General features: G+C 65.0%; 10 protein-coding genes and 1 pseudogene. 6 read left to right on the top strand and 5 right to left on the bottom strand.

The genetic code is table 11. The annotated features are described in order from the left end of the window. Positions 1 to 95 precede the first annotated feature (95 nt). The 3 genes and pseudogenes from E2583_RS24650 to E2583_RS04870 all read left to right on the top strand — a co-directional run. Positions 96 to 209, top strand: a pseudogene (locus tag E2583_RS24650) (IclR family transcriptional regulator); the annotation flags it as partial. 404 nt (positions 210 to 613) lie between these two features. Then, positions 614 to 4,720, top strand: coding sequence for a Pls/PosA family non-ribosomal peptide synthetase (locus tag E2583_RS04865; RefSeq protein WP_291593639.1), 4,107 nt, complete (start codon positions 614 to 616; stop codon positions 4,718 to 4,720). After that, entirely contained in the window at positions 4,720 to 5,331 is a 612-nt protein-coding gene (locus tag E2583_RS04870; RefSeq protein WP_291593641.1) for a hypothetical protein, read from the top strand. Before E2583_RS04865 ends, E2583_RS04870 begins: the two co-directional genes overlap by 1 nt. A 75-nt stretch (positions 5,332 to 5,406) precedes the next feature. Here E2583_RS04870 and E2583_RS04875 read toward each other — a convergent pair whose 3' ends face one another. From E2583_RS04875 to E2583_RS04895, 5 genes are all read right to left on the bottom strand, one after another. Then, a complete protein-coding gene (locus E2583_RS04875; RefSeq protein ID WP_291593643.1) occupies positions 5,407 to 6,693 on the bottom strand; it encodes a TRAP transporter large permease in 1,287 nt (428 codons plus the stop codon). A 184-nt stretch (positions 6,694 to 6,877) separates the two neighbouring features. Next, positions 6,878 to 7,393 carry a TRAP transporter small permease gene (locus E2583_RS04880; RefSeq protein WP_291593645.1) on the bottom strand — a complete coding sequence of 172 codons (516 nt, stop codon included), beginning with the start codon at positions 7,391 to 7,393 and terminating at the stop codon, positions 6,878 to 6,880. A 200-nt stretch (positions 7,394 to 7,593) separates the two neighbouring features. Then, entirely contained in the window at positions 7,594 to 8,580 is a 987-nt protein-coding gene (locus tag E2583_RS04885; protein ID WP_291593646.1) for a TRAP transporter substrate-binding protein, read from the bottom strand. A 248-nt stretch (positions 8,581 to 8,828) separates the two neighbouring features. Further along, entirely contained in the window at positions 8,829 to 9,632 is an 804-nt protein-coding gene (locus E2583_RS04890) for an HAD-IIB family hydrolase (RefSeq protein WP_291593647.1), read from the bottom strand. A 151-nt stretch (positions 9,633 to 9,783) separates the two neighbouring features. Beyond that, entirely contained in the window at positions 9,784 to 11,412 is a 1,629-nt protein-coding gene (locus E2583_RS04895; protein ID WP_291593648.1) for a peptide chain release factor 3, read from the bottom strand. A 286-nt stretch (positions 11,413 to 11,698) separates the two neighbouring features. Here E2583_RS04895 and E2583_RS04900 point away from each other — a divergent pair, with 286 nt between their 5' ends. The 3 genes from E2583_RS04900 to kdpA all read left to right on the top strand — a co-directional run bounded on the left by E2583_RS04900 (position 11,699) and on the right by kdpA (position 14,978). Continuing rightward, positions 11,699 to 12,952 carry an MFS transporter gene (locus E2583_RS04900; protein WP_291593649.1) on the top strand — a complete coding sequence of 418 codons (1,254 nt, stop codon included), beginning with the start codon at positions 11,699 to 11,701 and terminating at the stop codon, positions 12,950 to 12,952. A gap of 108 nt (positions 12,953 to 13,060) precedes the next feature. Further along, positions 13,061 to 13,156: a K(+)-transporting ATPase subunit F gene (gene kdpF / locus E2583_RS04905; RefSeq protein ID WP_003059029.1), complete on the top strand. Its 96-nt coding sequence runs from the start codon at positions 13,061 to 13,063 to the stop codon at positions 13,154 to 13,156. Positions 13,157 to 13,271: 115 nt separating this feature from the next. Next, entirely contained in the window at positions 13,272 to 14,978 is a 1,707-nt protein-coding gene (gene kdpA, locus E2583_RS04910) for a potassium-transporting ATPase subunit KdpA (protein WP_291593652.1), read from the top strand. The last annotated feature ends 6 nt before the right edge of the window (positions 14,979 to 14,984 follow it).

Here is a 14,984-nt window from a genome sequence, read left to right on the forward strand (position 1 = left end):
CACCTCGCCATCATCACGCATCACACGCACCGCTTCTGCAAATGCAGGCTCATGGTGTTCATGGGGCAGCGGCAGCGATTTCTGATCGAAAAAACCGTGCAGCGCTGGCGGTGCACGCGCCGCAGGCACGGATGTCGCTGGAGCAGGCGCTCAGGGGCTTGCCGCATTTGCAGGCCGCTGCACAGCGCATGGGCAGGCTTCTGTTCTAGTGCCAGCATCGAACGCACGGCGCGCGCTCCGCTGGACGCGGGCTGAGCTGGGTGTAGGGCATGGCGCCATGCGCTCGACGATCTCGCCCAGGGACAGGCCCCCTCAGGCACGGTTATCTTCCGCACGGAAGCTGCGTCCGGTGGCATGTGCCGTGAACCGGCCCGTGGCACCGGGGCGGCGCTTGCGTTTGCGGTGCCCCCGATGATCCCCTGGCTTGCGCCATGGCAGATCGCCGCCGACGAAGCGCAGCGCGGTCCTCCATCAATGTAAGCATTGTGCAACGCAGGGGTGCGAGGTCGGTAGCGCCAGCCCCAAAACGGGTGCTCCGCTCAATAATGACGGACTGAAAAGAGCGGTGCCACCAGGTTCGGAAGCATGGTTGCTCCGGGTAAGCCGCTGATCTATGTCTGACACTGTTGTTTTACGCGGGCCCGAGCGGCCTGACCTGCTGCGCCGCGAGGTGCTGGCCGATATCTTCGAGGCGACTGCCGCAGCCTACCCGGAACAGATCGCGTTGATCGAGGGGCAGGGCGAGGGCATGCGCCAGTGCAGCTATGCGGAGCTGGACGCCAATGCCAGCCGTGCCGCGCACCGGCTGATCGAGGCCGGCATACGCCCTGGAGACATGGTGGGCCTGTGGCTGCCACGCGGCATGGAACTGCTCACGCTGCAGCTGGCGATCGCCAAGACCGGCGCTGCCTGGCTGCCCTTCGATGCCGAAACGCCCACCGAACGCATCGCCACCTGTCTCGACGATGCGAATGCCAAGGCGATCTTGATTGCCGAGCGGCTGGCCCAGCGGGTGCAGTCCCAGGCAGGAATTTCAGCACAGGTCTTCAGCGACAACGCACTGCTGGAGCCGCTGCCGGCAGGCGCGGTGCTGCGCCGGCGCGAGGGCGCGCTGCCGAGCCACCCGGCCTATGTGATCTATACCAGTGGCTCCACGGGCAAGCCCAAGGGCATCGCCATCACCCAGGGCAGCATCTGCCACTTTCTGCGCAGCGAGAATGCGCGGCTGGGCGTGCACCGCGGTGACAAGGTCTACCAGGGCTTCTCGGTGGCTTTCGACATGTCGTTTGAGGAGATCTGGATCAGCTACCTCGTGGGCGCAACGCTGTGGCTGGCGCCGCGCGAGATCGCCGGCGACCCCGAGGCCCTTCCGCGCGCGCTGATGGAGCAGCAGGTGACGGTGCTGCATGCCGTGCCCACCTTGCTGGCGCTGTTCGCACAGGACGTGCCGAATCTGCGCCTCATCAATCTTGGCGGCGAGATGTGCCCCGAAGCGCTGGTGGCGCGCTGGGCCCGCCGGGAGGACGGTGGCCAGCGCCGGATGTTCAACACCTATGGGCCGACCGAGGCCACGGTGTCGGCAAGCCTGGCCGAGCTGAAGGCCGGCGAGCCCGTGACCATCGGAACACCCCTGCCGAACTACGGCCTGGTGGTGGTGCAGGTGATCGAGGCCGACAGCTTTGCGGCCGGCACCGCACCCGCTCTGGTCGGCCTGCCACAGGGCGAGGTCGGCGAGCTGTGCATCACCGGACCCGGGGTGGCGGCGGGCTATCTGGGTCGTCCCGATCTGACGGCCGAGAAATTCCTTGCCAATCCCTGGGCCCAGGGCCCGCACGATACGAGGCTGTACCGCACGGGGGATCTGGCACGTATTGACGAGCACGGCCAGATCCACTGCCTGGGCCGGGCCGACGATCAGGTGAAGATCCGCGGTTTTCGTGTCGAGCTGGGCGAGATCGAGGCCGTGCTGGCGCAGCAGCCGGGCGTCGGAACCACGGCCGTTCTGCTGCGCCAGGACGAGGGCATGGACCAGCTGGTTGCCTTCTATGTGCCCGCCGATGCAGATGCGCTGCCGATGCATTCCGCACTGCGCAATGCCCTGGCCGGGCACCTGCCTCCCTATATGGTGCCCGCGCGATTCGAGGCACTGGCCGAGATGCCGCGCCTGACCTCGGGCAAGATAGACCGCAAGGCACTCAAGGTCCGGCCGCTGTCCGCCGCGATGGATGCTTCCGGCTCCGACCGGCCCGAAACTCCGGCCGAGGAAGTGCTGTTCGCTGCCCTGGCACAGCTATTCCCGGGGCAGCCCCTGCGCCGCGGGCTGGATTTCTTCAGCGACCTGGGCGGGCATTCGCTGTTTGCGGCGCGGCTGACCTCGCTGCTGCGCGCCGATGCGCGCTTTGCCCGGGTTACCGTGAGCACCATCTACCAGCAGCGTCACATCGGCCGGATCGCCGATGCGCTGCAGGCCACCATGCTGGCCGACGATGAGGCTGCAGCCGGTGTTCCGCAGCGGCCCTTCCGCATCCATTCCGCGTGGCGGCGCTGGCGCTGCGGCGTGGCCCAGGCGGTGGCGATTCCTATGCTGGTGCTGATCAAGATGGCGCAGTGGCTGGCGCCTTTCTTCACCTACCACTTCTTTACCGGCGACGAGAACGACTCGGTATGGTTTGCCGTGGCCATGTCGGTGCTGGCCTTCGCGATCGCCACCCTGGCCGAATTCGTGATTGCCTGGGCCGGCAAATGGCTGGTCGCGGGGCGCCTCAAGCCGGGACGCTACCCGCTGTGGGGATGGACCTATTTCCGCTGGTGGTTAGCCGACCGGCTCGTGGAGGCCGTGCCTATCGCGATGATCACAGGCTCCTCGCTGCACCCGCTGTGGCTGCGTGCGCTGGGCGCGAAAGTGGGGCGGGAGACCAATCTCGGCTCGATGACGGTGCGTGTGCCCGACCTGCTGGCCATCGGCGACGGCGTGAGCGTGGGCAATGCCGTGAGCATGGAGAACGCGCGCGTCGAAGGCGGCGAGCTGGTGCTGGGCCGTATCTCCATCGGCAACGAGGTGTGCATCGGCTCGTATGTGGTCGTGGAAGGCAATACCTGTCTCGAAGACTGGGCCCACCTCGAGGGGCAGTCGGCGCTGGCCGACGGCATGGTCCAGCCCGCGCGCAGCATCTGGGCAGGCTCGCCGGCGCGGGCAGTGGGAGAGTTCGATCCTGCCAGCCTGCCGCCGCGTCAGACTGCGGGCCGGCTGCATCAGGTCTTGGAAATGCTGGTCTTTCTCGCGGGCGGCCTGCTGGTGGCCATGCTGTTCTTCATGCCCGTGTTCCCGACCTTCATGCTCATCGACGTTCTCGACGTCGAGGCGATCTCGGTGCGGCCGTTGCTGGAGCAGGGTGTCGTCGATGCGGGCGGCGCCTTCCTGCTGCGCCTTCTCAAGTTCTTTGTGCTGGCCCTGCCATCCAGCGTGGTGCTGGTGGCCTGTACGGTGTTGGCGGCGGCATTGGTGCGCTATCTGTTCCTTCCGCGCACGCGGGCAGGCACCTGGTCGGTCCACAGCCGGCGCTACCTGGGCAAATGGCTGGTCAACCAGATCCAGGAGGCGAGCCTGTCCACGTTGCACGGCATCTACGCCACGGTCTACTCCTCCACCTGGTACCGCCTGCTGGGCGCCAAGGTCGGCAGGCAGACCGAGCTGTCCACGGCACTGGGCGTGGTGCCCGATATGCTGACCCTGGGTGATGAGTGCTTTGTGGCCGATGCAGTGATGCTCGGCGACGAGCTCATTGACGGTGGCTGGATGACGGTCAAGCCCACGGTGGTGTCGCGCCGCAGCTTCATCGGCAACGGTGCCTATGTGCCCGATGGCTCGACCATCCCCGAGAATGTGCTTATCGGCGTGATGACAGCCGTGCCGCGCAATGTGGACATGGAAAGCGGCGATACCTGGCTGGGGGCTCCCGCGATCAATCTGCCGGCGCGCGAGGTGGCAAAGGGCTATCCCGAGCACCTGACGTTCGCCCCTTCGCCTTGGCGGCGGGTCGCACGAGGATTCGTGGAGGCTGTTCGGATTGCCGTTCCACATGCTCTGGTGATTGCCGTGGGATATGCCATCGTGTTGGATGCGATGCCTCTGGCATCGGAAGAGCGCTGGGGGGCCGTGGTGCTGGATCTGGCCATTTCGGGAGTGGCCTTCGGGATCATGGCTTTCTTTCTGATCGCGCTGTTCAAATGGCTGGCGATCAGACGCTACGGCAAGACGGCCGTGCCCATGTGGACACCTTTTGTCTGGCTCTCCGAGGCAGCGACCAATATGTACGAAGGCCTGGCCGTGCCCAACTTCCTGCGCTATCTGCGCGGCACGCCCTGGCTGCCCCTGGCCATGAACCTGATGGGCAGCAAGATTGCATCGAGCGTCTACCTGGATACCACCGATATCACGGAGCATGACTGCGTGACGATCGGCGCTCACAGCGAACTCAACGCGTTGTGCTGCCCTCAGACCCACCTGTTCGAGGACCGGGTGATGAAGATAGACCATGTGTCCATCGGCAGTCGCGTGACCATGGGGGCGCGCTGCACGGTGCTCTACAGCGCCAGCGTGGGCGATGATGTGCAGCTTGGTCCGCTGACCCTGGTGATGAAGGGCGAGACCTTGCCCGCGCGCACCCGCTGGGAGGGGGCGCCGGCCGCACCGGCGAAGCGCCGCACGGGGGCTGCCTGATGCGTATCCTGCCCTGCCTTCTGGCGGGCGGGCATCGAGCCGGTGCACCGCAGTTGCGCTTGGTGCAGGGGCTGGACGTCACCGACCGAGACAGGGCACGCAGCCAGGCTCGTGCGGCGCTGCGTGCCTGTCTGGCCCCGGAGTGGGGCTGCACCGACGCCGAGCTGGAGATCAGCAACCTGCGCAACCAGGCGCCGCGCCTGCGCCTGCGCGGCAATCCGCTGACAGCGCCGCACTGCTCCATCAGCCATGCGCCAGGCCTGGCGCTGCTGGCCTGGCATGGCTCGGGAGCGGTAGGAGTCGATATCCAGGCGGTGGACCCCGCAGTGCCGCGCTGCGAGCTGGAGGATGTGGCCCGGCTGTACCTGGAGCCGGAAGTCGCCCGGGCGTTGCGGGATACCGTGCCGGATACCTTGTTTTTTGTCGCGTTCGCGCATGCCTGGACGCAGCACGAGGCCCGGCTCAAGTGCGCGGGCCTGGGCCTGGAGGAATGGAGCGGTGCGCTGCAGCGGCGGCTGGCGGGGATGGACTGCGCACCGCTGCAGCCGGCGGCGGGCTATGCGGGCGCCGTGGCCTGGCACGCTGCTGCCGGCATCGGCGGCGGGCGCTGAAAAGGCCGGACATCAGGAGTGCGAACGCCCGAAAAAAAGGCTGCCGGAGGCAGCCTTGGCGGGTGGGCGCGGTGCTTACTGGAAGCCCAAAGTATGCGGCAGCCAGGTGGACAACGCAGGGACGAAGGTCAGCAGGCACAGCACGACGAAGTGGGCCAGCAGGAACAGCGGCATCTCGCGCGTCAGATCGGTGATGGATACGCGCGTGGACACGGCGGTCACGAACAGCAGGCCGCCGACCGGCGGTGTGATCATGCCCAGCGTGAGGTTGACGATCACCACCATGGCGAAGTGCGTGGGATCGATGCCCAGGCTGAAGGCGATGGGCGCGAGAATGGGCACCAGAATCATCACGCCGGGCAGCGGCTCCATGAAGATGCCGAAGACCAGCAGCAGAATGTTCACGGCAATCAGGAACATCACGGGCGAGAGTTCCCAGCTCACGATCAGCTCCGACAGATACTGCGGAATGCCTTCCACCGTGAGCACCCAGGCAAACGCGGCCGAGGTGGCCATCACCAGCAGCACCGAGGCCGTGAGCATGGCCGAGCGCGCGAGGATGCCGGGCAGGGCGGACCACTTGAGCGTGCGGTAAACCCATTTGCCACAGACCAGTGCATAGAACACGGCCACCACCGACGCTTCCGTGGGCGTGAAGATGCCGAAACGGATGCCGACCACGATGAGGACGATGAGCATCAGCGCGGGGATGGCCTTGAAGCTGGTGCTCCACATCTCGCGGGCCGAGGGGCGTGGCTCGGTGCTGCGGTAATTGCGCTGTTTGCAGACCCACCAGTTCACGGCCGCCATGGCCAGCGCGATCAGGATGCCGGGGATGAAGCCGGCCATGAACAGGCCGCCCACCGACACGTTCTCATCCTGCAGCGCATAGATGATCATGCTGACCGATGGCGGAATGATGGGGCCGACGATGGCGGTGCTGGCCGTCAGCGCGGCCGCATAGGGGCGGCTGTAGCCCGCCTTGTCCATCATCTTGACCATCATGGAGCCGGGGCCGGCCGCATCGGCCAGGGCCGAGCCCGAGATACCCGAGAACAGGGTCAGCGACAGCACATTGGCATAGCCCAGGCCGCCGCGCAGATGGCCGACGAACTGGGCGGCAAAGCGCAGCAGCACGGCAGTCAGCGCACCGCCCGACATCAGCTCTGCGGCCAGGATGAAGAAGGGCACGGCCATCAGCGGAAAGCTGTCGATGCCCGTGAACATTTCCTTGAAGACGATCAGCTGCGGATAACGTCCGCCCACAAAGACCGCCAGGGCGGCCGAGATGGCCAGCGCAAACGCCACCGGAAAGCCCAGCGCGAGCAGGGCGATGATGGCAACAAATAAAGTGATACCCATGATGTTTCAGTCAATCAGTGATTCGTGGCGCAATGCATAAAACTGGCCTGAACCAAGCCAGGGACAGCGAGCAAGGGCCTATGCCGGCCGCGCCGCCCCGCAGCGGGGGCTGCCCCAGCGAGGCTGTCGTCCCCCTCCCGCGAAGCGAGAGAGGGGGAAGGCGCGCAGCGACTCAGGGGGTGTTTCATATAGACGCTGCGGCATCCGCATCCATTTCATCCGACTCTGCGAAGCTGCCTGCGGTGATGTAGCCGCGTGCGATGAACAGCAGATGGATCAGCATCAGCACAAAGCCCACAGGCATGGCGCCATAGATATAGGAGATCGGGATGTCCGTGGCCGCCGTGGTCTGAAAGCGCGTGGCGTACACATACTGCGACGAGGTCACGGTCATGACGGCAAAGAAAACTGCCAGGACCAGCACGACAAAACCACGCATGGCCTGCGCCTTGCGGGTGCTCACGCTGCGGTGCAGATTGTCGATGGCCACATGGCCGCCAAAGCGCAGCACCAGGCCGGAGCCCAGAAAAGTGACCCAGATCATCATGTGGCGGGCGACTTCTTCGGCCCAGACGATGGAGTCGCCCGTGGTGTAGCGCAGCACCACGTTGGCAAAAACGATGCAGGCCATGGCCAGCAGCAGCAAGATCAGCAGCCAGCGATTGCCGGCCACGAGAATGCGTTCGATACGATCAAGCATAGGAGTGGGGGTGAGCAGAGGCCGCAGCGAAAATGGCCGCGTGCGCCGGCTGCGTCACGGAGTTGAAGGCTGCGTCATCATCAGCGGGAATTGGCGCAAGTCCATTCGTGCTGACCGCAGCCGGGCAAGGATAGGCCTTGCCCGGGAGGAGGAAGAATATACGGGCCACGCCTTCGTGGAGGCAAGCCCGTGGCCAGTGCTTACTTGACGGCGATGATGGAGTCCAGCGTCTTCTGGCCGAACTTCTTGGCGTATTCCTTGTACGCGGGCTCCAGCGCGGTGCGGAAAGCGGCCTGGTCAACCTTCTCCACGACCTTCATGCCGTTGGCCTTGGCTTCTTCAACGCCCTTCTTCTCCACGTTGTCCACAAAGGCGCGCGAGGCCAGCGCCCCCTTCTTGGCGGCTTCGGTGAACGCGGTCTTCTGGGCGGCGTTCAGCGATCCCCAGAACGAGGGCGACACGATCAAGGCCATGGGGGCGTAGACGTGGGAGGTCAGGGTCAGGTGCTTCTGTACCTGCCACAGCTTGGCGGACACCAGCACGGAAATGGGGTTCTCCTGGCCGTCGATCGTGCCTTGCTGCAACGCACCGATGACTTCGGGCCAGGACATGGGAGTGGGCGATGCACCCAGGGTGCGGAAGGCCGTGATGTGCACGGGGTTCTCGGTCACGCGGATCTTCAGGCCCTTGAGATCGGCCACGCCATTGACCGCATGCTTGTTGTTGCTCAGGTGGCGAAAGCCCTGCTCGCCCCAGGCCAGCGCGATCAGGCCGCGCTTCTGGAACTTGGCCAGCAGGTCCTGGCCGAAGGCACCGTCCATCACGGCACGTGCGTGCTGGGTGTCGCGGAACAGGAAGGGGATGTCCACCACGCCCACATCGGGCACGAAGTTGCTCAGGGCGCCGGTGGAAACGATGGCGGCTTCCACGGTGCCCAGCTGCAGGCCTTCGATCAGCTCACGCTCGCCACCCAGGGCGGAGGCGGGGAACTGCTTGAACTTGTAGGCCCCGTTGGTGCCTTTTTCCACGCCTTCGGCCCAGGCGTTGGCAGCAGCGCCGTAATGGGAGTTGACGGCCAGCGCATAGCCGATCTTGACTTCCTTGCCCTGGGCAAATGCAGTGCCTGCGGTCAGGGCGGCTGTTGCTGCCACGGCCGTGGCGACAAAGGTGCGGCGAATCATGCGCATGGTGTGGGTCTCTCAGAAATGTTTTGAAATGAATCAAAAATTGTAGTGAGTGCCAACCGTGGGTTTTTACGCATCCGGGGGTCGTCTTGTACGGGTGGATGCATCGTGTTTGGCGATGGATGGACGTCAAAAAAGGCCTCCGTGCCGGCAAGCACAGAGGCCTTTGAAAATGAGAGCTGCTTGCGCTTGTTTTCAAACGATTTCAGATTGTTTTGATGTTGAAATCGTTAAGCAAAAAGCAGTTGCAGCTACTGTTTTTGCGGAGCCAGCAGCTGATCGGCAAGCTGCACGAAGCCATCGCCGCGCTCGGCCGTGGTCACATAGCGCGGCAGATGCCTGAGCTGGGGCACGAAGCGCGCAATATTGGCCACGCCCACGCTGTGGGGCATGTGCTCGAACATCTGCTGGTCGTTGGTCGAGTCACCGATATACACCCAGCGCGCCAGCGTGGCGTCCAGATCGATGTCGAACAGCTCGCGCGTGATCCAGCGCGCACCTTCGAGCTTGTTGTGCTCGCCGAACCAGCCGTTGATGTGGATGGAGCTGACGGTGGCATTCATGCCGGCCGCCTTCATGATGGCCACGCATTCATCGATCTGTGCCTGGGGCATGTTCGTGAATTCGCTGTGGTCCACGGCGATATCGCATTCGCGGCCGGCCGAGTCCGTGGCGCGTTTGGCGCCGGGCACGGCGGCCTCGATCTGCTCGAGCACCTGCTGCATGCGGGCAAAGTTGCGGGCACGCTCGTCGGCAGATTGCTGGTAGAGCTTGTCCAGGCTCCCCTGGGCATTGCGGCGCAGGGCCACGGCACCGTTCTCGGCCACGATGGCGTCCACGGGCCAGGCCGATGCAAACGGTACGCTCCAGCCCACGGGACGGCCGGTGATGGGCACCACTTTCAGGCCCGCATCCTTGAGGCGCGCAATCGCGGCCACCACATGCTCGGGCACCACGCCGTCGGTGGTCAGCGTGTCGTCGATATCGGTCAGCACGCCCAGCAGCTTGGCAGGTGTCTGCAGTTCAGACAAAGGGCGCAGAAATTCTTGGCTCACAACAAACTCTCTCGATGTTGATCCTCGCCTGAAGCTAGCGCGGTCCAACTCAGAGACATCGAGCAAGAGCCGCCTCGCAGCGAGGATGTCGTCCCCCTCCGGCGAAGCCAGAGAGGGGGAAGGCGCGAAGCGCCCCAGGGGGTGATCACGCTCAGTTCGCTGAGCCCAGTGCCAGGCCCGCATGCTCGCGCAGCGGGTGGAAATGAATCTTGGGGAAGCGCTCCTGCGCCAGGCGCACGTCATAGGGGCTGGTGCACAGATAGGCCAGGGTATCGGCCGCATCATGCGCCAGGCGCATGGGGTAGGCGTTCTCGAATTCGCGCAGCTCGGCGGGCGAGTCGGCCGTGATCCAGCGTGCCCCGGTGTACTGGCAGCCTTCCAGGCGGACATCGCAGTCGTACTCGGTCTTCAGGCGGTGCTGCACCACTTCGAACTGCAGCTGGCCCACGGCGCCCAGCAGCATATTGCCGCCGACATCGGGCTTGAAGACCTGGATCGCGCCTTCCTCGCCCAGCTGCATCAGGCCTTGCTGCAGCTGCTTGGTGCGCAGCGGGTTCTTCAGCACCACGGTCATGAACATTTCCGGCGCGAAGAAGGGCAGTCCGGTGAACTGCAGATTGGGGCCGTCGGTGATGGAGTCGCCCAGCTGCACGCCACCGTGGATCGTGAAACCGATGATGTCGCCCGCATAGGCCTCGTCGACGGCCTCGCGGCGCTGCGACATGAAGGTCACCACGGACGTCGGACGCAATTCCTTGCCGGTGCGCTGCACCTTCATCTTCATGCCGGGTGTGTACTTGCCGCTGGCCACGCGCACAAAGGCAATGCGGTCGCGGTGATTCGCATCCATGTTCGCCTGCACCTTGAACACCACGCCCGCGAAGGTCTTGTCTTCGGGGTGGATGGTGACCTCTTCGCGCTGCCGGTTGACCTCGGTGAAGGCGATGCGCGGACCGGGCGGGGGCGACATGTCGACCACGGCGTTCAACACCTCCATGACACCGAAGTTGTTCACGCCGGAGCCGAAGAACACGGGGGTCAGCTTGCCTTCCAGAAACGCCTGGTGGTCCCATTCGGCCGAGGCGCCCTGGGCCAGTTCCATGCTCTCGATGGCATCGTCGTAGGCCTGGCCGAAGCGGGCCCGCAGCCTGTCGACTTCCGTCAGCGGGATGACCTCGAAGTCTTCGGGGCGCTTCTCGCTGCCGGCGGCAAACACCGTCATGCTCTGCGTCTGAAGATTGATGATGCCACCGAAGCTCTTGCCCTGGCCCACGGGCCAGGTGATGGGGCAGCAGGGCATGCCCAGTTCGCGCTCGACCTCGTCCATGATGTCCAGCGGGTCGCGCACTTCCCGGTCGAACTTGTTGACGAAGGAGATGATGGGTGTGTTGCGCTGGCGGCAGACCTCGATCAGGCGGCGGGTCTGCGACTCCACGCCGTTGGCCGCGTCGATCACCATCAGCGCCGAGTCCACGGCCGTCAGCACGCGGTAGGTGTCTTCCGAGAAGTCCTTGTGGCCGGGGGTGTCGAGCAGGTTGATCACATGGTCGCGGTAGCTCATCTGCATCACCGACGAGGCCACCGAGATGCCGCGTTGCTTTTCGATTTCCATCCAGTCGGAGGTGGCGTGGCGCGAGGCCTTGCGGCCCTTGACGGCGCCGGCAATCTGGATCGCGCCCGAGAACAGCAGCAGCTTTTCGGTCAGCGTGGTCTTACCCGCGTCCGGGTGGGAGATGATGGCGAACGTACGACGGCGCCGGGTTTCTGGGGCGTATGACACAGTATTGAGAGCTGTAAATACAGCCGGAGAAGGCCGGCTGTGACAACAAAAGGTGCAGCGTTCCGTTTGCCGCACCAGGCCCGCACCCATGCAGGGCAGACCTGTGAATAAGTCTTGAGGGCGCTTATTTTAACGGCAGGGCCAATTCTTGGAGCTGCCGCGGAAATGCGGGCCGGTCGACGCCCTTGCCCAAGGCCGCTGGCTCCGGCAACTGGCAGATGCACAGCACAATAGAGGCCTTGTTTCCGGTCCTCATCTTTCCCTCATGAACAGCGCCCCGCAGGAGGTGAATACCTCCTTACCCAACCAGTCTCCTGCCACTGCTGCTCCGGTATGGATCCAGCGCGGCACGCCCGAGTACTGGCGGGTCAGCGTGGCGTTGTTCCTGGCGGGGTTTGCCACCTTCTCCCTGCTGTACTGCGTGCAGCCGCTGCTGCCGCAGCTGGTCCACAGCTTTGCCGTCAGTCCGGCCCAGAGCGCGCTGGCGCTGTCGGTGTCCACGGCCTGCCTGGCCGGATCCATCGTGCTGGCGGGGGCCTTGTCCGAGGGGCTGGGGCGGCGCAAGCTGATGTTCATCTCCATGGCTCTGGCGGCGCTGTGCAATCTGCTGGCTTCATTCATGCCGCAATGGCATGCGCTGCTGGCCGCGCGCGCGCTGGAAGGCTTGCTCCTGGGCGGCGTGCCCGCCGTGGCCATGGCCTATCTGTCCGAGGAGATCGATCCGCCCGGCCTGGGCTTTGCCATGGGCCTGTATGTGGGCGGCACGGCGCTGGGCGGCATGCTGGGCCGGGTCGGCATGAGCGCCATGACCGAGTTCTGGGGCTGGCGCCACGCCATGGCGGTGCTTTCGGTGCTCGACCTGCTGGCCGCCCTGGGTTTTGTCTGGTTGCTGCCCCATTCGCGCAACTTCGTCAGGAAGACCGGGCTGGGCGCCAGATACCACCTGCAGGCCTGGGGCCGTCATCTGCGCCACCCGGGCTTGCCGCTGCTGTTCCTGATCGCCTTCGGCCTGATGGGCGTGTTTGTCAGTATCTACAACTATGCCGGCTTTCTGCTCGGTGCCTCGCCCTATCAGCTGAGCCAGCTGCAGATCAGCCATATCTTCTACGCCTATCTGCTGGGCACGGCGGCGTCGCCGATGGCCGGGGCGCTGGCCGACAGGCTGGGTCGCGGGCCGGTGCTGGTCGCGGGCACTTTGCTGATGGCCTTGGGCGTGGTTCTGACCCTGTTGCAGCCGCTGGCCGCCATCGTGACCGGCATGGTCCTGCTGACGGCCGGCTTCTTTGTCGCGCATTCGGTGGCCAGCGGCTGGGTGGGGCGGCTGGCCACGCAGTCCAAAGGCCATGCATCGTCGCTATACCTCTGGGGCTACTACATGGGCTCCAGCGTGCTGGGGGCCGGGGCGGGCTGGTTCTGGTCGCGCTGGGGCTGGACGGGCGTGGGCTCCGTGGCCCTGGCCGTGCTGGCGTTGGTCGTTGCGCTGGCCCTGCGCGTGCAGCGGCTGGCCAAGGTCGCAGCCGCGAGCCGGGCCGCGTCTTGATGCCGTCTTGATACCGGCAAGCCCAATCTCTACCCGCTCTTGACGGGCGAATTTCTACAGTTCCTCCATCGCAATCAAGCCGCGTGAACGGCTTGCGGGAGGAATGAAATGAGCATCACCTGGATCGAAGCCCTGGCCGCCTTGACGGCGCTGGGGCTGTTTGCCTATTTGGGCTACGCGCTGCTGCGCCCCGAGAAATTCTGAAGGGGCCGCCATGCAAGTGCTTCAAGACCTGATTTTTGTGAGCCTGACGGTGGTCTGCTTTGTCGGACTGCTGGGCTTTGTGCGCGCCGTGGCGCGTCTTTGAAGGGGGTGGATCATGTGGCTACCCTGGATGGAATTTGCCGCCGTGCTGACGGTGGCGACCTTGCTGACCATTCCCACGGGCCAGTGGCTGGCGCGCTGCTTTACCGGCGAACACCATGGCTGGCTGGAGCGCCTGAGCTATCGACTTCTGGGCGTGAATCCTCAGGAGCGCATGGGCTGGCAACGCTATGCCGCAGCCCTGGTGCTGAGCAATGCCGTGATGCTGCTGCTGGGCTATCTGCTGCTGCGACTCCAAGGCAGTCTGCCGCTGAACCCGCTGGAGATTGCGGCACAGACGCCCGATCTGGCTTTCAACACCGCAGTCTCCTTCATCACCAATACCAACTGGCAGGCTTACGCCGGCGAGAACAGCCTGAGCAATGCGACGCAGATGGTGGTCATCACCTTTCTGATGTTTGCCGGAGCGACCACGGGTGTCGCGGCAGGTGCAGGCTTTGTGCGGGGTCTGGCCCGCTCCAGTGCCCAGGATGTCGGCAACTTCTGGGTGGACTTTGTGCGCGTGTTCTGGCGCGTGCTGCTGCCGCTGTCATTCATCCTGGCCCTGGTCTATGTCTGGCAGGGCATTCCACAGACCCTGCACACCGAGGCCGTGGCCACGACGCTCGAAGGCGCGAGGCAGCAGTTGCTGATGGGGCCGGTGGCGAGTCTGGAGAGTATCAAGCACCTGGGCACCAATGGCGGCGGCTTCTTCAGCATGAATGCCGCCCATCCGTTCGAGAACCCGACGCCGCTGACCAATCTGCTGCACATCCTCTCGATGCTGCTGTTGCCTGCTGGCATGACCTATGCCTTTGGCTCCATGCTGCTGCGCCGCAAGCAGGGCTGGGTGCTGTTTGCGGCCTGCATGGTGATGTTCATCGGCTTTCTGAGCCTGGTGTTCGTGGCTGAGCAGAACGGCAGCCAGCTGCTGGCGCGCGCCGGGGCCGATCAGCAGTACAGCCTGACCCAGAGCGGCGGCAACATGGAGGGCAAGGAGCTGCGCTTCGGCATTGCCGATACGGCCTTGTTCGTGACCACCACCACCGCCGCCACCACGGGGTCGGTCAATGCCATGCACGACTCGCTGACGCCGCTGGGCTCCATCACGCCGCTGGCGCAGATGATGCTCAACTGTGTGTTCGGTGGCGATGGCGTCGGGCTCATCAACCTGATCCAGTACGCCATCCTGACGGTGTTTCTGGCCGGCATGATGATCGGCCGCACGCCTGAATTCCTGGGCAAGAAGATCGAGGTGCGCGAGATCAAGCTGGTCATGCTTGCAGTGCTGGTGCCGCCAGCCTGTGTTCTGGGTTTCACGGCGCTGGCCGTGCTCTGGCCGGATGCCGCCGCCAGCCTCGGCAACCGCGGCCCGCACGGCTTCTCGGAAATCCTCTACGCCTATGCCTCGGCCACGGCCAACAACGGCTCGGCTTTCGCCGGGTTGAATGCCAACACGCCGTTCTTCAACACGACCACGGGCCTGGCCATGCTGGCTGGGCGCTTTATGACCCTGCTGCCCATGCTGGCCGTGGCCGGCAGCCTGGCGGCCAAGGCCACCGTGCCGGCGGGGCCGGGAACGTTCCCCACGGCCACGCCGCTGTTCATGGGCCTGCTGGTGTTCGTGGTGCTGGTGGTGGGCGGTCTCACCTTCCTGCCGGCGCTGGCCCTGGGGCCCGTGATCGAGCAGCTGCAAATGCTGGTGGGCCAGTTGTACGCCTGACGCCTT

Source organism: Comamonas sp., from assembly GCF_009360615.1.
Taxonomy (GTDB): Bacteria; Pseudomonadota; Gammaproteobacteria; order Burkholderiales; family Burkholderiaceae_C; genus Comamonas.